The following is a 21,146-nucleotide window of genomic DNA, read 5'->3' on the forward strand; positions in this document are numbered from 1 at the left end:
GCCTAGGCCATTCTCTTTTTATTAGAATACTACTTTTGCAATAATACGTGCCTTGATGACACCTTCCTGTTTTTCAATAGCTTTAGTGATATCTTCACTTAAATCATTAGTATCAATGATTGTGTAAGCATAGTCTCCTTTTGCCTTATTGACCATGTTTTCGATGTTCATATCTTTTTTAGCAATAGTACCAGCGAACTTCGCTAACATGTTAGGAATGTTCTTATGAATAATACATAATCTATATGTAGTAGTACGTGGTTCTACAACTGATGGGAAGTTAACTGAATGTTTGATATTACCGTTTTCTAAGAATTCTCTGATTTCATCAACGGCCATAGTTGCACAGTTTTCTTCTGATTCTGGAGTAGATGCACCTAAATGTGGCATTACCACAACATTTTCAGTGTTAGCTAGTTTTTCACTACCGAAGTCAGTAATATAACGTGCTACTTTATTTTTTCTTAAAGCATCGATCATGTCTTCTTCATTGACAAGATCACCACGTGCAAAGTTTAAGATATGCACGCCTGATTTCATCAAATTGATAGCTTTTTCATCAATCATCCCCTGTGTTTCTGGAGTTGATGGAACATGAATTGTAATATAGTCACATTCTTTGAAGATTTCTTCTACAGTGCTCGCTTTACGAACCCATTTTGACATTCCCCAAGCTGCATTTACTGAAATATATGGATCATATCCATGAACTTCCATACCAAGCTTAACAGCAGCGTTAGCTACTGCTACACCGATGGCACCAAGTCCGATAACCCCTAATTTCTTTCCATCGATTTCAGGTCCGACAAATGCCTTCTTTCCTGCTTCTACCTGTTTAGCATAGTCGTCACCTTTTAATGATTTAGCCCATTCGATTCCTTCTAATACACGTCTAGAAGAAAGGAATAAGGCACAAAGTACCAATTCTTTAACCGCATTGGCATTTGCTCCTGGTGTATTGAATACGACAATCCCCTTTTTAGCGCATTCTTCTACTGGAATATTATTTGTACCTGCCCCCGCACGTGCAATTGCTTTTAAATTTTCTGGGAAATCATAGTCATGAAGTTTTGCAGATCTGACAAGAATCGCATCTTCGTTTTCAACATTTTCCCCTACTTCATATCTTTCGTCAAATAACTGCAATCCCTTTTCAGAGATCTTATTGACTGTCTTAACCTTAATAGCCATATTTTTTCCCCCGAATTAACGATTTTCTTCTTCAAATTTCTTCATGAACTGAAGTAGATATTCTACTCCTTCATAAGGCATTGCATTATAAATAGAAGCTCTAATGCCACCTACAGCACGATGTCCTTTTAAGTTTGTCATGCCTGCTTCAATTGATTCTTTTACAAATTTAGCATCTAGATCTTTATTTGGTGTCTTGAATGCCACATTCATACGTGAACGTGAGCCTTTTTCTGTTTCGTAGATATAGAAATCACTTTGATCAAGATAATCCTGTAATAAAGCAGCTTTCTTGATATTGCGTTTTTCCATTTCTTCAAGTCCACCCTGTTTTTCAACCCATTTAAGCACAAGTCCTAAAACATAGATAGCGTATGCTGGTGGTGTATTGTACATAGAATCTTTATCTGCCATTGTGTCGTATTCAGCTAATACCTGAATGTTTTCTTTATGTGGCTTAATTAAATCTTCTCTAATGATCACAACACCTAAACCGGCGATTCCCATGTTTTTCTGTGCGCCTGCATAAATTACGCCATAGCGTGATACATCTACTGGTCTAGATAAGATATCTGAAGACATATCTGCTACAAGTGGTGCTCCTTTTGTATCAGGTACATAATTCCACTCTGTTCCATAGATTGTGTTGTTCTGGCAGATATGAACATAGTCGATATCATCTCTGATATCTAATTCATCCTGTGTTGGAATATGTGTATAGTTGTTATCTTTGCCATCATAGGCAATATGAACATCTCCAAATTTAGCTGCTTCCTGTGCTGCCTTCTTAGAGAAATTTCCAGTTACGACATAGTCAGCTCTTCCCTTGTCCATTAAGTTAAGGGCCACAGCACCAAACTGCTGTGTTGCTCCACCATGTAAGAATAAGATTTTATAGTTATCTGGAATATTCATTAATCTTTTTAAAGTTGCTTTTGTATCATCAAAAATTTTCTGGTATGTGGAGGATCTATGACTCATCTCCATTACGCTCATACCAGAGCCTTCATAATTTAGCATCTGATCACGTGCTGTCTCCAATACTTCCAATGGAAGCTGTGAAGGCCCCGCACTAAAATTGTAAACTCTTTTGTTAGTCATTCTTTCTCCTCCTCAAAACTAATTTAATGAGATTATATGTCTTTTCCATAAATTTGTAAACAGTGATTATTAAAAAAGACAAATAATTTATACATTTTTATTTTTTGTATACAATTAATTAGGCATGTGACAATAATTTGTCTGAAGATTCAAATTCTTCCTTGCATAGTTTGCTAAGTTACTATATAGTAATGTCATAAATTAAAAGTGCAGAGTAGATGACGAGGCGTTAAGTGCCTAGTGAACGGGGAGTTGTCACTAGGACGAAAAGTATTATCTTGCGGTTTCATCATCGCATCCCGCTGCTACAGACTAGGTACTAGACACCTTCAATGTAGTAAAAGGACATACTGCAGAGGAGGTGTTTTTGATGTCTAAATTGAAAGACATAAAAGTTTTAAGTGCTGCTGCCATGTTAGCAGCAATCGCAATTGTGCTCGGATTCTTTAAGATCCCTTTAAATCAAGTGATTGAAATCAGATTCGGGTCACTCCCACTATCAGTAACTGGATTCTTATTTGGTCCTGTTATTGGTGCTATCGTTGGTGCTGTCGCTGATGTAGGAGGATACTTAATTCGTCCTACTGGTCCATTCTTTGTGGGCTTCACAATCAGCAGTATTGTGGCTGGTACGATTTTTGGTGTTATGCTTCACAATAAAGAAGTGACAATCTGGAGAATTGTATTAACAGAAGTCTTACAGATGCTTATTGTTAATCTATTCCTTAATACCTTATGGTTATCCATGCTTTATGGTAAAGCGTTCATTCCACTAGTTGGTGCACGTATTGTCAAGGAACTTATCATGTTGCCTATCAACTGTGCATTAATCACGTTTATCTTAAAGTCAGTAAGCCACATTCCACAATTAAAAAAGAGTGTCACACTCAACTAAAAAGACCTTCGGGTCTTTTTTCATGCTTTAAGCATATTTTTCTTATAAACTTGACAAAGGTGCTATAATACATGTGATTTGAAAGGAGAAATTTCTAATGAGCAAAGTTGATATTATTTCTGGCTTCCTTGGAGCTGGTAAAACAACATTAATAAAAAAACTATTAAAAGAATCATCTTTAAAAGATGAAAAAGTTGTCTTAATTGAAAACGAATTTGGAGAAATCGGCATCGATGGTGGCTTCATGAGAGAAGCTGGCGTTGAAGTCAATGAATTATCTCAGGGCTGCATCTGTTGTAGTCTTGTAGGTGACTTTGAAAAATCACTTTCTGAAGTTATTGAATCATATCATCCTGATCGTATTATCATTGAACCTTCTGGTGTTGGTAAGCTTTCAGATATCATTGCAGCAGTTAAGAATGTAAAGAGTCAGGAACTTGAACTTGATCGTTTCTTAGCTGTAGTAGATGCTAAAAAATGTAAGATGTATCATAAGAACTTCGGTGAATTCTTCAACAACCAGATCGCCTCTGCTTCTTGTGTTGTTCTTTCAAGAACACAGGATGTTACTGAAGAAAAAATTGAAGAATGTCTTGATATCGTAAGAGAACTTAATGATCATGCTCCAGTTGTTACAACTAGCTGGGATGACATTACTGGTGATCAGATTCTTGAAGCTACTAATAACAAAGAAGCTTTAGAAAAAGCTTTAGTAGCTGCTGAATTGGAACATCAGCATGAACATGAACATCATCACCATCATCATGAACATGATCATGACCATGAATGTGAATGTGGTCATCATCACCATGATCATGAAGAATGTGAATGTGGACATCACCATGAACATGAACATCATCACCATCATCATGACCATGATCATTCACATGCAGCTATTCATGATGAAGAAAGTAAAGCTTACTTTGATGAAGATGATTTACATGATGCTGATGAAGTCTTCAACTCAATTGGTATTGAAACAGCACACGCTTTCTCTCATGATGAATTAGATGAAAAACTTAAGGTTCTTGCTAGTGATCATTCTTTAGGTCATATTCTTCGTTCTAAGGGTATTGTAAAAGGAAAAGATGGAAAATGGTTTGAGTTTGATTTTGTAGCAGGTGATTATGAAATCAGAGAAACTACACCTGATGTAGGTGGAAGACTATGTGTAATTGGACAGGATATTGATGCCCATAAAATTTATGCATTAATGAAAGGATAAAACATGGATAATTTACAGGTAAGAATGTACTTGTTTACTGGGTTCCTTGAATCTGGTAAATCAACTTTTATCAATGATACAATCGTCAATACAAACTTTACTGATGGTGAACGTTCTGTTCTTATTGTCACTGAAGAAGGTGAAGTTGAATATAAGAAAGAAGAACTTGAAGCGAAAGGAACACATATGATTGTGGTAGAAGATCCTGAAGAATTTACTTTGGACTTCTGGAATAAGATCAAGGAGGATTATGATCCTACTCAGATTCTTATTGAATTTAATGGTATGTGGGATGTTGATAAGTTTATCGAGAAAGAACGCCCTGATGGATGGCAGATTGTTCAGATCTTAACTACAATCAATGCTTCTACATTCCAGCTTTTCGTACAGAATATGCGTGCATTGCTTTTCCAGCATTGTTCACGTTCTGATCTTGTAATCTTTAATAGATTACCTAAGGGTGCTAAGAAGCGTCCTTATAGAAATAATATTAAGGCGATGAATCCACAGTGTCAGATCATCTATGAACTTGAAGATGGTACAATTGACAACAATGTCGAAGAAGAATTGCCTTATAATTATGAAGATCATGATCTTAACATTGAAGATCATGACTTCGGAATCTTCTGTTATGATTTAATGGAACATCCTGAAAGATATGATAATAAACATATTCGTATTAAAGGTAAGTTCATTGGAAAAGACCGTGTTCAAGAAAACGGATTTGTACTTGGACGATATGCCATGGTATGCTGCGAGCAAGATACTTCATTAATTGGGCTCATCTGTATTTCTAAAGAATACCGTGATCAGCTTATTCCTAATGAGTGGATTATCGTAGAAGGTGATACTCATACACAGTATGATCCTGAATATGGACAGAATATTTGTGTGATGGATGTTACAAAGCTTGAAGGTACAAAACCTCTTTCTTACGAGTATGTCACTTTTGATTAATACAAAGCCATTGGCTTTGTATTTTTCTTTGTCTTTAACGTACTTTTTATGTATAATGGTTATGCAATTTGATGAGGTGTAAATATGAAAGATTTTTGGTATGAATTAAAACATGTATGTAAACAGACAGGTGCAAGATATGGGATTCTTCATACTCCTCATGGAGATGTGGAAACACCTATGTTTATGCCTGTAGGGACATTAGCTACAGTTAAGGGAATCTCTCCTGAACAACTTAAGGAAATGGGTTCTCAGGTTATTCTTTCTAATACATATCATTTATGGCTTAGACCAGGAAATGATGTTGTTAAAAAAGCTGGTGGTCTTCATAAGTTTATGAACTATGATGGACCAATGTTGACGGATAGTGGTGGATTCCAGGTCTTCTCTCTTGGTAAGACAAGAAAGATTGAAGAAGAAGGCGTTACATTTAAATCCATCATCGATGGTTCACAGCTTTTCCTTTCTCCTGAAAAGGCAATTCAGATTCAGGAAGATCTTGGAGCCGATATGATCATGAGCTTTGATGAATGTGCTCCTTATCCTGCAAGCAGAGAGTATATGGAAAAATCTGTTGCTCGTACTATTCGCTGGGCAAAGCGTGGGAAAGACGCACATACAAGAGAAGATCAGGCTTTATTTGGTATTGTTCAAGGTGGAGAGTATCCTGATATTAGAGAAAAGTGTGCTAAAGCACTTGTGGAAATGGATTTCCCTGGCTACTCTATCGGGGGAACTTCTGTCGGTGAACCTAAGGATGTCATGTATAAGATGATTGATGATACGATTCCTTTTCTTCCTGAAGATAAACCACGTTATCTAATGGGAGTAGGTAATCCTATCGATCTTATTGAAGCAGCTATTCGTGGTATTGATATGTATGACTGCGTTCTTCCTACACGTGTTGCAAGACATGGTGCATTGATGACTCATTATGGTCGTATGAACATCAATAATCAGAAATTTAAATATGATTTCACTCCTATTGATGATATGTGCCATTGTTATACTTGTCGTAACTATACACGTGCCTATTTAAGACATCTTCATAAGAGTGATGAAATCTTTGGAAAGAGTCTTCTCTCTATTCATAATGTTGCTTTCTTATTAGATTTAGCTAAGGATATCAGAGAAGCAATTAAAGAAGATAGACTTGGTGATTTCAAGGAAGAATTCCTTGATCGCTATGGTAGAGATGTATACGAAAGGGCTTTTTAATATGGAAACATTAGATATTAATTTATTTGACTATGAACTCCCAGAAGAGTTAATTGCACAGACACCATTACAGAAAAGAGATACTTCTCACTTAATGGTACTTAATAAAGAAACTGGTGATATTACACATAAGCATTTCTATGATATTATCGATTATCTTAAACCTGGAGATGTTCTTGTAAGAAATAATACTAAAGTTATTCCTGCAAGATTATTTGGAACTAAGGAAGAAACAAATGCCCATGTGGAAGTATTGCTTTTAAAGAATACTCATGATGATGTATGGGAATGTCTTTGTGGTAATGCTAAAAAGATTAAAGTTGATACAGTTATTTCTTTTGGAGATGGCAGACTTAAAGCTAAATGTCTAGAAGTAAGAGATGAAGGTATTCGTATCTTAGAGATGATTTATGATGGTATCTTCTATGAAATTTTAGATCAGCTTGGTATTATGCCTCTTCCTCCTTATATTAAGGAAAAATTAAATGATCCAGATCGTTATCAGACTGTCTATGCGAAAGTAGAAGGCAGCGCAGCTGCTCCTACTGCTGGTCTACATTTTACTCCTGAACTTTTAGAAAAAGTTAGAGAGAAAGGTGTAGAAATACTTGATGTGACTTTACATGTTGGATTAGGTACATTTAGACCTGTTAAAGTAGAGAACGTATTGGAACATCACATGCATAGTGAATATTATGAGATTAGTGAAGATGTTGCTAATGAACTTAATAAAGCTAAAAAAGAAGGTCGTCGTATTATTGCAGTAGGTACAACTTCATGTCGTACTCTTGAATCTAATATCAAGAAATATGGTCAGTTCACTGCTGCTCATGAAAATACTTCAATCTTTATTTATCCAGGATATAAGTTTGAAGCTATTGACTGCCTGATCACAAACTTCCATCTTCCTAAATCTACTCTTGTGATGCTTGTATCTGCACTTGCTTCAAGAGAAAAGATTCTTCATGCCTACAAGGTAGCCGTAGAAAAGAAATATAGATTCTTCTCTTTCGGTGATTCGATGTTTATTACCAATGAAACAGAACTATGATTTAATGATGCAAGAAGAACTTAAGACGCTAGTTGGGCGTCCTAAGCTTCTTCTTCATGTTTGTTGCGGGCCATGTTCAAGCAATGTCATTAAAGAATTAAGTGAATATTTTGATATCACTATCTTTTATTCTAACTCTAATATTTATCCTGAAAGTGAGTATGTCAGAAGACGTGATGAACTGCTGACATTTATTCCTCAGTTTAATGAGAAAGAAAATCAGTCTATCACTGTCGTTGAAGATGATTATGATCTAAGGAGCTATACACAAAAGCTTGCTCCACTTAAGGATACTGGTGAAAAAGGTGAACGATGTCATCTTTGTTATGAGATGAGAATGAAGAAAGCATTCGCTTATGCAAAAGAGAATGACTTTGATTATTGGACAACGGTTCTTTCCGTTTCTCCTCATAAGATCAGCAGATGGATCAATGAGATTGGCGAGTCACTTATGTGTGATCACCCTAAGTTTCTGCATTCAGATTTTAAAAAACGCAACGGCTATCTGAAATCAGTACAAACAGCTGATGCGTATCATATGTATAGACAAAGCTACTGTGGCTGTGTTTACAGCTATCAGGAAAGTCTAGAACGTCAAAAAGATAATCAGGAATGATTATCTTTTTTTCATGAGATATTCATCTATCCAGTAACATGTTTCTTTAAGACAACTGCGAAAATCATGTGTACCATTATTAATAAGATGAATAGTACTATGTTTTAAGTGTTTATAATAGAGCCATGTTTTCTTATAGGAAACAATCTCATCTTTTTTTCCTTGAAGGATAAGCACTTCTTTTTCACAAGGCTTTAACGATACGTCTCTTGTTTCTTCAAGATAGTGTTTACTGATGGCTCTTCCTTCTAAATTAAGACGTCTTGGCAGACGTTTTTTATTAAAACGTCGATTATAGAATAAACCTTCTTTTATTGTATCAGCGACATCACATGATGGACCTAATAGAATGATGCTTTCACAAGGCACTTCATCCGCAATCATGGCTGCAATATTTCCCCCTATTCCATGTCCTAAAAGAATGATGCGACTAGTAAATTCCAACTCAGAAACATATGAGACCATGGCCTTGGCATCTTCTATTTGTTTTTTTAATGTATACTTTTCAATTCTGCCATCGCTTCTTCCGTGTCCACTAAAATCAAAGCGTACGACTGCGTAGGCATATTGGATAAATAATTGTGCAAGTGTATCTGAAGGATATACACGCGAAGATGACATGATATCATGAAAAAAGATAACGACTGGTGCCTTTTGATCAATTGATAGCTGTGGCATATCAATAGTTCCTCTAAGCGTGGTTCTTCCTCTTTTCGTTTCAATAAACTGTCTCATAGTATTCCCCCCAATAGAATCTATTATACACAAATTTCATAATGATTACATTTCATAATAAAAAAGGGTAAATGTACCTCTTTTATTTACATATATTTTCATATATAATCTACAATGGAGTGTAAAAAGTATGGATAAAATCTATAATATTTATCAGATCAATAGTTTCCTATTTGATGCGAAAGTAATTCACCTCAGTGTTGTAGAAAATAATAAAGCAAAAAGCTGTCCTATCGAAATGCATATGTATTATGATCATAAGCTCATGTTTGCGATTGGTACTGATAATCCACTTTATCAGTCAATGAAGACAAATCCCCATATATGTCTGACTGCCTATCGCAATGATCGTAAATGGTTTCGCTATACTGGAAAAGCTGTATTTGAAAATGATCCACGCTATTCTCAGATGATGATAAGACGTTGCCCTACTCTTACTAGATATTATAATAATACAACCGGATATCAGCTGATGATGTTTCATCTTGAAGACTCTTCATCATATATCATTGATGAATTCAATAACACATTTCGTACAACTATTTAAAAAAGAACGCTTATTTTGCGTTCTTTTTTAAGTTATCTAAGAATATTCTCATCTTTTCCATCGCAATCTTTAATTCTTCAAGTGAATAAGCATAAGAGATTCTTACAAACCCTTCTCCACTTTCACCAAAAGCATTTCCTGGTACACAGGCTACCTTTTGGTCTTCTAGCAATTTATTACAGAATTCTTCAGATGTTAATCCTGTAGATTGAATGCTTGGGAATACATAGAATGCGCCTTGTGGCTTAAATGTTGTTAAGCCCATATCATTTAATTCTTTAACAAGATAATTTCGACGAGATAAGTAAGCTTCTCGCATTTCTTCTACTTCATCACGGCATGAACGAAGTCCATCGATTGCGCCATACTGTGGTGCCGTTGGAGCTGACATGATAACATACTGATGGATTTTAACCATAGCTTTAGTCAAGATGGGATTAGCTAACACGTAACCAAGTCTCCATCCAGTCATAGCGAATGCTTTTGAAAAACCGCTGATAGTAATGACCTGATCTTTGATTTCATCAAAAGAAGCTAAGGAACAGAATTCCTGTTCATAGCTCAATTCACCATAGATTTCATCCGAGATAACAATAATCCCTGATTCTTTGATGATTGGTACAATTTTAGCATAATCTTCTCTGCTCATGAATCCACCTGTTGGATTGGATGGATAGTTAATAAGCAATAGCTTTGTTTTATCAGAAATAGCTTCTTTAAGTTTTTCTGGAGTAAGCTTAAATTCATCTTTTTCTTCTAGATGAACACGCACCGGTGTTCCTCCTGATAAGATAATTGATGGTTCATATGCTACATAACCAGGATCCATGATAATCATTTCTTCTCCTGGATTTAGTAGTGCTCTTACTGCGATATCGATACCTTCTGATCCACCAACTGTGACAATGCATTCTTTTTCTGGATCATATTTTACATGAAAACGTTCGTCGTAATAGCGACAGATTTCCTGACGTAATTCCAATAATCCCTTATTGGCTGTATAGAATGTACGTCCTTTTTCAATTGAATAGATGGCAGATTCTCTAATTGTCCATGGTGTAGTGAAATCTGGTTCCCCTACCCCTAAAGAAATGACACCTTCAATCTGATTGGCAAGATCAAAGAATTTTCTGATACCGCTAGGCTTAATTGCCTTTGCTTTATCACTAATTAATGATTCATAATCCATACTATGGTGTCACCACCAATCTGTCATTCTTGCCATCTTCATCTTCAATCATAATAAGACCACTATTCTTATAATTCTTCAATACAAATGTAGTAACAGTTTCTGTTACACCTGAAATTGGTGCGAGTTTACTTGCTACAAAGTGAGCAACTTGCTGCATTGTATGTCCTTTGATAATTAAAGCGAAATCATATCTTCCGGCAAGAAGATACATTGTTTCAACTTCTGGATATTTATAGATTCTTGAGGCAATGCGATCATACCCATATTCTCTTTCTGGTTCAGCCTTGATTTCAATCAATGCTGTTACAACATCAGTGTTTGTTTTATCCCAATTGACGACAGTATGATAACCACAGATGACTTTTTCTTTTTCTAATCGTGTTAATTCGTCAATGACATCTTCTTTTGACTCATCCAATGTTGCTGCTAAATCAGTAAGTTTGATACGTGCATTTTTTTGCATAACCGCAAGCAATAGCTTATCGTCCATAATATATTCTCTCCTTTTTATTTTTATCATTATAATTCAATATTTTAAGTGTGTAAAGAAATCGCTTAACGATGAATAAGAATAATTATTCAAAATTTGGAAAAATCCCTATTTATAACGCTTGCATATGGTAAAATATAAAAAAGAAAGAGGTATCAGAAAATGAAGATGATTTATGTTGCTAGTTATGGAAAAGGCGAAGATAAGGGCATTTATACGTTATCTTTTGATCCTTATACAATGAAATTAAAAAAAGAAGAACATATCCCAACAAAGGATTTTCCTTCGTATATGATCACTCGAGATGATCATCTCTATGTTGCCTATAAAAATGCAGACAATACCAATGATGGTGGTGGATTAGGAAGTTTTTTAATTGAAGATAATAAGCTTATCAAAGAAAGCAATTATTCTTCAAGTGGAAGAAGCTATACCCACTTATGTTTAAGTGATGATCAGGAATATATTTTTGCAGCTAATTATCATATTGGTGCAACAGCTTCCTATAAGGTCAATGATCATAAGATTGATCATAAGATCGTTGCTGTAAGACATAAGGGATTTGGTCCTGACTTATTAAAAAGACAGACATCTCCCCATGTTCACAATGTTGGATTTACTCCTGATAAGCGTTTTGTTTACAGTGTAGATCTTGGCTCTGATCGTATTGTTATGTATGATTATAAAAATGGTCAATTAGAAGAAAATAAAGATTATTCTGTCAGTGTCATTCCTGGAAGTGGTCCTCGTCATATGATTTTTTCTCAGGATGGACGTTTTGCTTATCTGGTAAATGAGATTGCTAACTCGGTGATGGTCTTTAAGGTAGCGGATAATCATTTTAGTCTTATTCAAAATGTAAGCTGTATACCACATCATTTTACGGGCTTTTCAGCAGCTGCAGCTATTCGTATGACTTCTACAGGAAAACATCTGTTTATTTCTAATAGAGGACATGATTCTATTGCTCTTTATCGTATTAATCAGGAAACAGGAAAGATTTCTTTATTGTATATGGTACACACTGATAAAGATCCTCGTGATTTCAATATCATTGATGATGCCTACTTGATTGTTGCTTGTCAGAATGGAAATCTCTTACAGGTAATGAGCTTTGATGAAGAAAATGAGAAACTTCTTCTTACTCCACAAGCTATTTCTTTACCACAGCCGGTCTGTGTTGCATTATAAAAGGTACCAATCGGTACCTTTTTATTTCTTTATATGAATTGTAACTAAAACTTCATCGTTGCTTTCACTTTGATCAAGATAAGCATCTACACCAAAATCTTTCATTGTCTTAATGGCCTTGTTGATTGATTTTACAGGTAGTGTATTTAAGGCAATCTGAATATTTTGAGAAAGGTTCTTGCTGCTGCCTTTAATATTCACATTTTTCTTTTTCTTTGGTTCAAGTTTCTTCTTGATCTGCTTTTCTGTTTCTTCAACTGTCAGTTCATCCTTGATGATACGCTTTAACATCTGATTTCTTTCAGTTGTTGTCTTAAGCTTCAGCAAAGCACGTGCATGTCTTTCAGTGATTTCTTTCTTCTTAACAGACTCTTGTACAGTAATAGGGAGCTGTAATAGTCTTAGTTTATTCGCAATGGTAGACTGCTTCTTCCCCATCTTGTCAGCTAATTCTTTTTGAGTAAGATCCTGTGAATCAAGAATCTGCTGATAAGCGAGCGCTTCTTCAATAGCCGATAAGTTTTCTCTTTGAATATTTTCTACCAAAGCCGCATTGGCTGTTTCATCGTCATCTAATTCCTGAATAAGCACAGGGACTTCCTTGATATTAGCAAGCTTGCAGGCACGATATCGTCTTTCCCCTACGACAATCTGGTATTTTTTATTGAGGACTGAACCGCCATGTGGACGAACAACAATAGGCTGCAATAGCCCATTTTCTTTAATGGATTCAGAGAGTTCCTGAATCTTCTCATCTTCAAAATGTGTTCTTGGCTGTTCTTTATTAGGTTCGATCTTTGAAATATCGATAAATTTGTAGACATTCTTTTTCATAAAAATCCCTCTTTCTTAAAGCGGCTTCTTTTTAATAGTGCCGAAAGCTCTCGGGTATTTCTTTGGTGTTTCTTTTACTTTTTTGATTACAAGGTTATGACGGTGATCATCTTCACCACTTAATGTGAAATGATGATCCTTCACAAACTCACCACCAAGTGTCGCAATGCCCTTTTTTGCTTCCTGATACTCTTCTTCTCCCTGTTTACCTTTAAGAACAAGGAAGTATCCACCCTTCTTGACAAGTGGGAGACATAGTTCATCAAGAATATTTAATCTTGCGACTGCTCTTGCAGTGGCAAGATCAAATGCTTCGCGATGATCTTTCGCAAATTCCTCTGCACGTGCATGAACAGCTTTTACATCTTTTAACTGCAGTTCTTCAATAAGATGATTCAAGAAAGTAATTCTTTTTCCTAAACTATCTACGATAGTCACCTTGAGTTCTGGATGGATGATCTTTAATGGAATAGAAGGGAATCCAGCCCCTGCTCCTACATCGACAAGTGACTGGTTCTCAAAAGAGAAATCAAAAGATATGGTGATTGAATCATAAAAATGTTTTAACGCAACACCTTCTTCATCAGTAATTGCGGTTAGATTCATCTTCTGATTCCATTCTACCAATAGTTCATAGTATCTCTGAAATTGTTTTTTTTGAGTATCATTCAAATGAATATCATGCTCTTTTAAAATCTCTTCTAGTATTTTCATATTATTCTCCGTATTCTGATTTCAGGTAAATAAGCAATACTGAGATATCAGCTGGATTAATACCTGAAATACGTGAAGCCTGTCCTACTGTCAATGGACGTACTTCTTCTAATTTTTGCTTTGCTTCTAAGGCAAGATTAACAACTTTGTCATAATCTATGTCAGAAGGAATCTTCTTTTCTTCCATAGCTTTGACTTTTTCTACCTGTCTTAATGCTTTATCAATATATCCTTTATACTTGATATTGATTGTAACACGCTGTCTTTCTTCTTTAGTTAAATCAGTTTCTCCAAGATAATCCTTGATTTTCTCATAAGTCAATTCTGGTCTTTGAAGAAGTTCTTTAGCACTAATTCCTTCTTTTAGACGTGTTGATCCTAATTCTTCAATACGATCATTGATGTCACTCTTTGGAGTAAAACGAATTGTCTTTAATCTTTCTATTTCATTTGCAATACGTTCCATCTTTCTTTCATATTGATCATAGACATCTTTCTTTACAAGACCTGCTTCATAGCCATATTTTCTTAATCTTTCATCAGCATTATCATGTCTTAAAAGAAGACGGTATTCTGCTCTACTTGTTAACATTCTATAAGGTTCTTTTGTACCTTTAGTTACAAGATCATCAATAAGTACACCAATATATGATTCATCTCTTCTAAGAATCATAGGTTCTTTTCCATCAACTTTTTTAGCCGCATTGATACCAGCTACAATACCCTGACCGGCAGCTTCTTCATAACCGCTTGTTCCATTGATCTGACCAGCAGTAAATAAGTTCTTGATAACTTTTGTTTCTAATGAAGGCCAAAGCTGTAATGGATCGATAGCATCATATTCAATAGCGTAAGCATATTTTAAAATGACACAGTCTTCTAATCCTGGTAATGTTCTTACCATCTTTTCCTGAATATCATGAGGCATTGAAGTAGAGAATCCCTGTACATAAATAGAATTCATTTCTCTTGATTCAGGTTCTAGGAAAATCTGATGTCTTTTTTTATCAGCGAACTTTACAACCTTATCTTCAATGGATGGACAATAACGTGGTCCAATTCCTTTAACGATTCCTGAATACATTGAGCTCTTATCTAAGTTATCTCGGATGAGCTTATGTGTTTCTTCATTTGTATAAGTCAACCAGCATGTATCCTGCTTTTCAACAGGCATGAATGTATCTGTTTCATATGAGAATGCCAATTCATCATCTGTTCCTGGCTGTACTTCTGTTTTTGAATAATCAATACTGTCAGCTGCAACTCTAGGTGGAGTTCCTGTCTTTAATCTCTGGATTCTAAAACCATAGTCTTTTAACTTGCTTGAAAGGAACTTAGAATAGCGTTCATTGTCTGGTCCACTTGGTGTCTTTGTATCTCCAACAAGTATTTCAGCCTTAAGATATGTACCTGTTGTTAACACGACAGTATGAGATTCATAGCGTGTTCCATCTTCTAAGATGACACCTTTACATTCCTGATCTTCTATAATAAGATCTTCAACCATTGATTCTACAATATCAAGGTTTTCCTGTTCCTTAAGAACCTTCTGCATATATCTAGGATATGCTTTCTTATCTTCCTGCGAGCGTAATGCCCATACACCTGGCCCTTTGGCAGTATTAAGCATTTTCATCTGTGTATAATTGCGATCTGCACTTTTTCCCATCTGTCCGCCAAGTGCATCCACTTCTCTTACAATAATCCCTTTGGCAGGTCCACCAATGGCGGTATTACATGGCATCTGTCCTGCATTTTCAAAGTGACTTGTTACTAATAACGTTTTCTTACCAATTCTTGCACCAGCAAGGCATGCTTCAATCCCGGCATGTCCCGCCCCTACAACGATAATATCATACATAAAAACGACCTTCTTTCACATATTGAACTATATCATAACATTATGTCTATTTCAATCAATGTAAGTGGCAATCCAATGAAATAGAGGCATGATTTTCATGCCTCTATCACTTCTTTATTTCTTGATTGACTTCCTTGGTAATCTCACTTCCACCATGTTCATACCACTTCTTTACAAATTGATCAAATGAAGACACTGAATCTTTTCCACATATAATTTTTAGATAAGTATCTTTTTCCATTTCTTCTAGACGCCACCATTTGATCATCATCGTTTTCGTTGTACCAAAGTATACTGAGTTGACCTCCTTAACTAAAGGAGTCTCCAATAATTTCAGAGCTTCTATTCTTGAAGCATAGGCTGCCCAGTTTTCAGCCTGGTTCTTTTTATCATTCTTCAAATAATTTTTGCATGCTTCAGCATATGGATAATCTATTGCCATGACATCTCTTTTCTTTTCTCCATTGAGAATAGCTTGAACATTCTCATAACTACGATGTAAGGCGTTTTTATAATCTACATTAATAGAAATAGGTCTTGCGGTAGGATCAACATTTAAACGATAGTAATCATTGATTTCTTTTACATTCTTATTCTCATAACGAAGATAATCAAAGATAACGGAAATGATCTTAAAGATAATTTCCGGATGCTTAAATCCCTTTCTTACAACAACATACTTTGTAGAAGGATTAATAGAATGATAAGTTGTTTCTCCATTCTTATTTGTCTCAATGCGATAAGGTTTCCAATTAATAGAAGCATCTTTCTGCTTAGCCGTAACAAGTGGATTATTTGGTACCCACCATGGTCCAAAGAAAGCCCCGCATTGTCCATCAATGATCAATTGAGCAATATTATTGGAAGTTCTTTCTAAGAACTTCTGATCGAGTACTCCTTCTTTATAAAGTTCATGAAGATGAGAAAGCACCTTCTTGACATTCTGATCCACCGATCCATAGTTTGCCTGATTGCCTTTCATGATCCACTGCTTGGGATAAGTGTTGTAAGACGCAAAATAAAGATTCAGTAAATACTCACTACTAAATCCTGTTCCTGCCGTCAATGATGTATCAGTAACAAGACCCACTGTTTTCTTCTTTTTCTTGAAAGTACGTACAATATTTTCTACATCAGTAAGTGTCTTTGGCGCCTGAAGACCACATTCCTTTAACCAATCTTCACGACACCAGAACAAGTTTGGTCCATCATTGATATTTGTTTCTGGCATAGCATAAAGTTTTCCATTGATTGTAACGTGATTAAAGATGGAAGGATAGCTATTATAAATATCCTTAATACGCTGAGTGGTACATTTTTTATAAGCGGTAGATAGATCTTCTATCATATCATGTTCTACAAGATACTGTAGATCATGATAGTTATTGATAATCATGACATCAGGAATATTCTTTTTTAAGATTGAATAATTAACTGATTTAAAATAACGATCTTCTACTTCATCAATCTTATTGATATTTTGAATATTCAGCTTCTTAGAAAGATAGCGTGTATACGCATTATTTTCCGATGTATCTCCTTCTGGCATATAGGAGTTGTTTACTCCTGCCATATGTGCCAATGTGTAGGTCACCGTTTCAGGGTATCGTCCATAAGGTGTATTTTGTGCATATTTGTAAGACGCATCAAAGGAGTCGCGTAGCGACCCCGTTTGACATGATGTAATTATAATTAAGGAAAGGAAAATGAAACTTAGTTTTTTTAACATATAATCAACCCTTTACTGCACCTGACATTCCTTCGGCGTAGAATCTTTGCATATATATAAATAATACAGCAATAGGAATAGATACGCAAACGGCTCCGGCAGCAAATCGTGTATACCATACGTCGATATACTCTTTTGTCAGCATGTTCCATAAACCAATTGCGACTGTATAGTAGTCAGCATTGGCACGGCAGATAACTTTTGCAAAAATAAAGTCAAGCCATGGCGCTAAGAATGATGTTAAGACAGTATATACAATGATTGGCTTAGAGAGAGGTATAGTTAATCTTGTAAATACTTGCCATTTTGTAGCACCATCAATATAGGCTGCTTCATCGATTGCCTTAGGAATTGTATCAAAGAACCCTTTGGCAATATAGAAGCCTACTCCAGAACCTGCACTGTAGACAAGTACAAGTGCAACTCTGATCATAGCACCTTCAGATAATCCCACTGTCTTTAAGATATAGTAGATAGCAACCATGCTCATGAACCCTGGGAATAATCCTAAGATCATTGCGATATTCATGAAAGGCTTACGTAACTTGAATCTTAATCTACTCATACAGTAAGCTACTGATAATACAAAGAAGCAGCTAATCAAGCATGAGAAGATAGCAATGATCAATGTATTCATAAACATACGTGGGAAGTTTAAGATGTTTGTATCAGTAAAGAGTTTAATATAATTATCAAAAGTATAAGATTTAGGGAAGAAGGTATCCACATAGCTTCCTGGTTCTGCTCTAAATGAAGTAAGCACAACCCAGAAGATTGGCAATAGCCAAATGGCAGCTAAGATTGCAAGAAATACATGTACGATGATATTCTTGATTTTTCTTTTTTGACTATAAGATGATTTCATTACATGAATCCCTCCTCATCCTTATAGCTTCCCGTATTACGGTAAGTCAATAAGGCAACGATAGCTAAGACTACGAATGTCATAATACCAATGACAGCTCCGATAGAATAATACTGTTTATCAATTGTTAATTTATATAACCAAGTGACAAGCAAGTCAGTCTTACCGGCAGTTGCACCTACAGGAGTAGGATCACCACCAGATAATAGGTAGATGACATTGAAGTTGTTTACATTGCCAGTAAACTGTGTAATAAGATATGGTGTGGTTACGAATAGCATATATGGCAATGTGATCTTTGTGAATGTTGTGAAGGCATTTGCGCCATCCATTTTTGCAGACTCATAAAGTTCAGCAGGAATATTCTGAAGAATACCTGTAACCTGCATCATTGTATATGGGATACCAACCCAAAGGTTGATCACAATAACAGTTACCCTTGCCCATGTCGCATTTGAGAAGAATGGCAATGCATTATTGATAAGACCAGCATTCTTTAATAGAACATTGATTGCCCCTTCAGGCTGTAACATTGTTCTCATGATCAATAATGAAACGAACTGAGGAACCGCAATACTTAAGATAAAGCAGAATCTCCAGAATGCTTTACCTCGTGTATCTTTTCTATTGATCAAGATTGCTAGCAACATACCAAAGATATAATTTAAGAATGTGGCGAAGACTGCCCATACTAACGTCCAGGCCAATACACCCCAGAACTGTTTACCAATTGAACTTCCGAAGTTCAATATGTCGACAAAGTTCTTTAGGCCGACCCAATCAAATAATATCAAATGATTATCTTGAATACTGTAGTTTGTAAAGGCCATTGAGATCATGAAAACAAGGGGCAGGATTGTGAAGACAAGAACACCTGCAACTGGTCCTGTCAATAAGAGTTTATGTAAGTTTTCATCAAATAATGACTTTACATCTTCCTTGAAAGTATTAAGATGTAATCCATGTTCTTCCTGATACTGCGCTTTGTAGTTCGCAATCAGGTTGCTTCTCCAAATAAGAATAAATCCGACAAGCAAGAATAATGTGGCAACTCCATAGAGCAGGATCAATAAAGAATTGTCTCCTGCACTATATTCAAAGATGCCTTTAGCTTCATTCCATACTTCTTTTTGTGCAGAAGTACCAAGACTTGGTAACTTTGCAAGATTATTGAAGCCATTTAATACCATAAATAAGATAAACGCTATTTCAGATAAAAGATATAGAGCACCTTTTACAAAACGTTTTCTTTTTAATAAACCGACTCCCATCAACACCATGGAGAGCTTGGTAGTAGCATCTCCCTTTATAACCGCATTTTCGAACGTATAGGGAGTCGTATTATGTTTAATTTTCTTTTTCTTCATACGTATCTCCTAGAAAGGTCTCTATTTTATAGAGACCTTTAAATCAATTATTTTCCATTAATACCTTTAACAAACGCATCTGTTTTTTCTTTATAGTTATTAGCGTTTACCTGTTTACCAGCTAATGCTTTACCAAATGTTTCAGCAGGTCCCCAGAAGTTAGACATTTCAGTAATTGTAGGCTGTAATACTGATGTTTCATTAATAGTATCATTCTGAGCTGTGATCAATGGATCTTTAGAAATAGAATCTTTCTTTAATAATTCTGTGTTACATGGAATAATGCTTCTCATTGTGTAATGATCTTCCTGAGCTTTAGATCCACCTAAATATTTAGCAAGTGCAACAGCAACTTCCTGATGTTTAGAGTTAGGGTTAACTGCAAGTGCTTTAGAACCAGCGAAAGCTTTTAACTGTTTTTCCTGACCGTTGATTGTGATTGTTGGTAATTTAGCACAAGCGAAGTTTTTACCTAATGCTTTCTTAACTGAATCATAATCCCAAGAACCAGAGAACATTGCTTTAACTGTACCAGAACGTAATCCTGATAAACCTTTTCCACCAGCATCATCAACGAAGTTCTTATTATTAACTAAATTGATTAAATACTGAGTTACCTGATATCCTTTTTCTCCACCGAAATCAATACCTTTGCTGGCGTCAGTACCATCACCGTACATCTTTCCACCGTTAGCATAGAAGAATGAAGGTAAGTTCCAAGCATTTGATATTGGGAATGCAACTGTATGTTTAGCGATCATCTTATCTAATGATTTCACTTCATCATCAGTGAAAGCTGATTTATCATAGTACATAAAGTAAGTATTGGCAGTAAATGGAATACCATATACTTTTCCATTAGAAGTAACACTCTTTAACATAGTTGAAGAGTTAGTCTTCTTGATTTCTTCTAATGTTTCCCCACCAAACTGTGCAATTGCTTTTGCATCAATTAACTGTCCTAACTGGTCATTAGCATACATGTAAACATCAGCTGCTGCAGATGGATCCTGTGAAACAACTTTTCCAGCATCAGCTTCTGAACATACACCATAATCGAAAGTTAATTTCCACTTAGGATGTGCCTTATTGAATGCATCACACTGTTTCTGAAGCCAGTTTCCACTGTCTTTAGACTGATCTTCCTGTGGTGACCATACTTTAATTGTAGCTGTTAATTCTTTGTCTTCCGTAGTTGCAGGTTTGCTAGAGCTACATCCAACAACCCCTGCCATCATTGTTGCGGCTAAAGCCGCAGCACAAATTTTTTTCAAGTTCATGATTTCTCCTCCTTTTTACGAAAGCGTATTCATTTATTACAATTCTTATTATAGAGTTACCTATTCTTCATTCACATATCATAAAAT

General features: G+C 35.6%; 20 protein-coding genes and 1 riboswitch. Of the genes, 8 read left to right on the forward strand and 12 right to left on the reverse strand.

Annotated elements, in window-relative coordinates; translation table 11 throughout:
• Positions 1-21 precede the first annotated feature (21 nt).
• Both T513_RS0103695 and serC read right to left on the reverse strand, forming a co-directional pair.
• Entirely contained in the window at positions 22-1,191 is a 1,170-nt protein-coding gene (locus tag T513_RS0103695) for a phosphoglycerate dehydrogenase (RefSeq protein ID WP_031588980.1), read from the reverse strand.
• A gap of 15 nt (positions 1,192-1,206) precedes the next feature.
• A complete protein-coding gene (serC, locus tag T513_RS0103700; protein WP_031588981.1) occupies positions 1,207-2,292 on the reverse strand; it encodes a 3-phosphoserine/phosphohydroxythreonine transaminase in 1,086 nt (361 codons plus the stop codon).
• Between the two features lie 208 nt (positions 2,293-2,500).
• Positions 2,501-2,599, forward strand: a riboswitch (THF riboswitch).
• A gap of 63 nt (positions 2,600-2,662) precedes the next feature.
• Between serC and T513_RS0103705 the strand changes: the two genes are divergently transcribed.
• The 6 genes from T513_RS0103705 (at position 2,663) to T513_RS0103730 (ending at position 8,254) form a co-directional block, all read left to right on the forward strand.
• Positions 2,663-3,187: a folate family ECF transporter S component gene (locus tag T513_RS0103705; protein ID WP_035876578.1), complete on the forward strand. Its 525-nt coding sequence runs from the start codon at positions 2,663-2,665 to the stop codon at positions 3,185-3,187.
• 97 nt (positions 3,188-3,284) lie between these two features.
• Positions 3,285-4,412: a CobW family GTP-binding protein gene (locus T513_RS0103710; protein WP_031588985.1), complete on the forward strand. Its 1,128-nt coding sequence runs from the start codon at positions 3,285-3,287 to the stop codon at positions 4,410-4,412.
• A 3-nt stretch (positions 4,413-4,415) separates the two neighbouring features.
• A complete protein-coding gene (locus tag T513_RS0103715; protein ID WP_029069952.1) occupies positions 4,416-5,369 on the forward strand; it encodes a TIGR03943 family putative permease subunit in 954 nt (317 codons plus the stop codon).
• Between the two features lie 84 nt (positions 5,370-5,453).
• Positions 5,454-6,587 (forward strand): tRNA guanosine(34) transglycosylase Tgt, encoded by a 1,134-nt coding sequence (gene tgt / locus T513_RS0103720; RefSeq protein ID WP_029069951.1) that lies wholly within the window; start codon positions 5,454-5,456, stop codon positions 6,585-6,587.
• 1 nt (position 6,588) lies between these two features.
• Positions 6,589-7,638: a tRNA preQ1(34) S-adenosylmethionine ribosyltransferase-isomerase QueA gene (gene queA / locus T513_RS0103725; RefSeq protein WP_031588986.1), complete on the forward strand. Its 1,050-nt coding sequence runs from the start codon at positions 6,589-6,591 to the stop codon at positions 7,636-7,638.
• Positions 7,622-8,254 (forward strand): epoxyqueuosine reductase QueH, encoded by a 633-nt coding sequence (locus T513_RS0103730; protein WP_031588987.1) that lies wholly within the window; start codon positions 7,622-7,624, stop codon positions 8,252-8,254. Before queA ends, T513_RS0103730 begins: the two co-directional genes overlap by 17 nt.
• Here T513_RS0103730 and T513_RS11685 read toward each other — a convergent pair whose 3' ends face one another.
• Positions 8,255-8,989, reverse strand: a complete 735-nt coding sequence (locus T513_RS11685; RefSeq protein WP_051654375.1) for an alpha/beta hydrolase — start codon at positions 8,987-8,989, stop codon at positions 8,255-8,257.
• A 130-nt stretch (positions 8,990-9,119) separates the two neighbouring features.
• On the opposite strand from T513_RS11685, the gene T513_RS0103740 reads away from it, so the two are divergent.
• Positions 9,120-9,536: a hypothetical protein gene (locus T513_RS0103740; protein ID WP_031588989.1), complete on the forward strand. Its 417-nt coding sequence runs from the start codon at positions 9,120-9,122 to the stop codon at positions 9,534-9,536.
• A gap of 10 nt (positions 9,537-9,546) precedes the next feature.
• Here T513_RS0103740 and T513_RS0103745 read toward each other — a convergent pair whose 3' ends face one another.
• Positions 9,547-10,725 (reverse strand): aminotransferase class I/II-fold pyridoxal phosphate-dependent enzyme, encoded by a 1,179-nt coding sequence (locus tag T513_RS0103745; RefSeq protein ID WP_029069946.1) that lies wholly within the window; start codon positions 10,723-10,725, stop codon positions 9,547-9,549.
• A gap of 1 nt (position 10,726) precedes the next feature.
• Positions 10,727-11,218, reverse strand: coding sequence for an Lrp/AsnC family transcriptional regulator (locus tag T513_RS0103750; protein WP_029069945.1), 492 nt, complete (start codon positions 11,216-11,218; stop codon positions 10,727-10,729).
• Positions 11,219-11,380: 162 nt separating this feature from the next.
• Here T513_RS0103750 and T513_RS0103755 point away from each other — a divergent pair, with 162 nt between their 5' ends.
• Positions 11,381-12,409 (forward strand): lactonase family protein, encoded by a 1,029-nt coding sequence (locus T513_RS0103755; RefSeq protein WP_031588991.1) that lies wholly within the window; start codon positions 11,381-11,383, stop codon positions 12,407-12,409.
• A 21-nt stretch (positions 12,410-12,430) separates the two neighbouring features.
• Here T513_RS0103755 and T513_RS0103760 read toward each other — a convergent pair whose 3' ends face one another.
• The 7 genes from T513_RS0103760 to T513_RS0103790 all read right to left on the reverse strand — a co-directional run bounded on the left by T513_RS0103760 (position 12,431) and on the right by T513_RS0103790 (position 21,059).
• Positions 12,431-13,243, reverse strand: coding sequence for a ParB/RepB/Spo0J family partition protein (locus tag T513_RS0103760; protein WP_029071570.1), 813 nt, complete (start codon positions 13,241-13,243; stop codon positions 12,431-12,433).
• A gap of 15 nt (positions 13,244-13,258) precedes the next feature.
• The gene (gene rsmG / locus T513_RS0103765) at positions 13,259-13,957 is read right to left on the reverse strand and encodes a 16S rRNA (guanine(527)-N(7))-methyltransferase RsmG (RefSeq protein WP_029072679.1); all 699 of its coding nucleotides are present in this window, start codon (positions 13,955-13,957) and stop codon (positions 13,259-13,261) included.
• A 1-nt stretch (position 13,958) separates the two neighbouring features.
• Entirely contained in the window at positions 13,959-15,818 is a 1,860-nt protein-coding gene (gene mnmG, locus T513_RS0103770) for a tRNA uridine-5-carboxymethylaminomethyl(34) synthesis enzyme MnmG (RefSeq protein WP_029071572.1), read from the reverse strand.
• Positions 15,819-15,924: 106 nt separating this feature from the next.
• A complete protein-coding gene (locus T513_RS0103775) occupies positions 15,925-17,391 on the reverse strand; it encodes an extracellular solute-binding protein (RefSeq protein ID WP_236700960.1) in 1,467 nt (488 codons plus the stop codon).
• A 160-nt stretch (positions 17,392-17,551) separates the two neighbouring features.
• Positions 17,552-18,412 carry a sugar ABC transporter permease gene (locus T513_RS0103780; RefSeq protein WP_031588994.1) on the reverse strand — a complete coding sequence of 287 codons (861 nt, stop codon included), beginning with the start codon at positions 18,410-18,412 and terminating at the stop codon, positions 17,552-17,554.
• Entirely contained in the window at positions 18,412-19,779 is a 1,368-nt protein-coding gene (locus T513_RS0103785) for a carbohydrate ABC transporter permease (RefSeq protein ID WP_173438340.1), read from the reverse strand. Before T513_RS0103785 ends, T513_RS0103780 begins: the two co-directional genes overlap by 1 nt.
• 47 nt (positions 19,780-19,826) lie before the next feature.
• Positions 19,827-21,059, reverse strand: coding sequence for an extracellular solute-binding protein (locus tag T513_RS0103790; protein ID WP_031588995.1), 1,233 nt, complete (start codon positions 21,057-21,059; stop codon positions 19,827-19,829).
• Positions 21,060-21,146 lie beyond the last annotated feature (87 nt).

It is taken from the genome of Kandleria vitulina DSM 20405 (genome assembly GCF_000702065.1).
Taxonomy (GTDB): domain Bacteria; phylum Bacillota_I; class Bacilli_A; order Erysipelotrichales; family Coprobacillaceae; genus Kandleria; species Kandleria vitulina.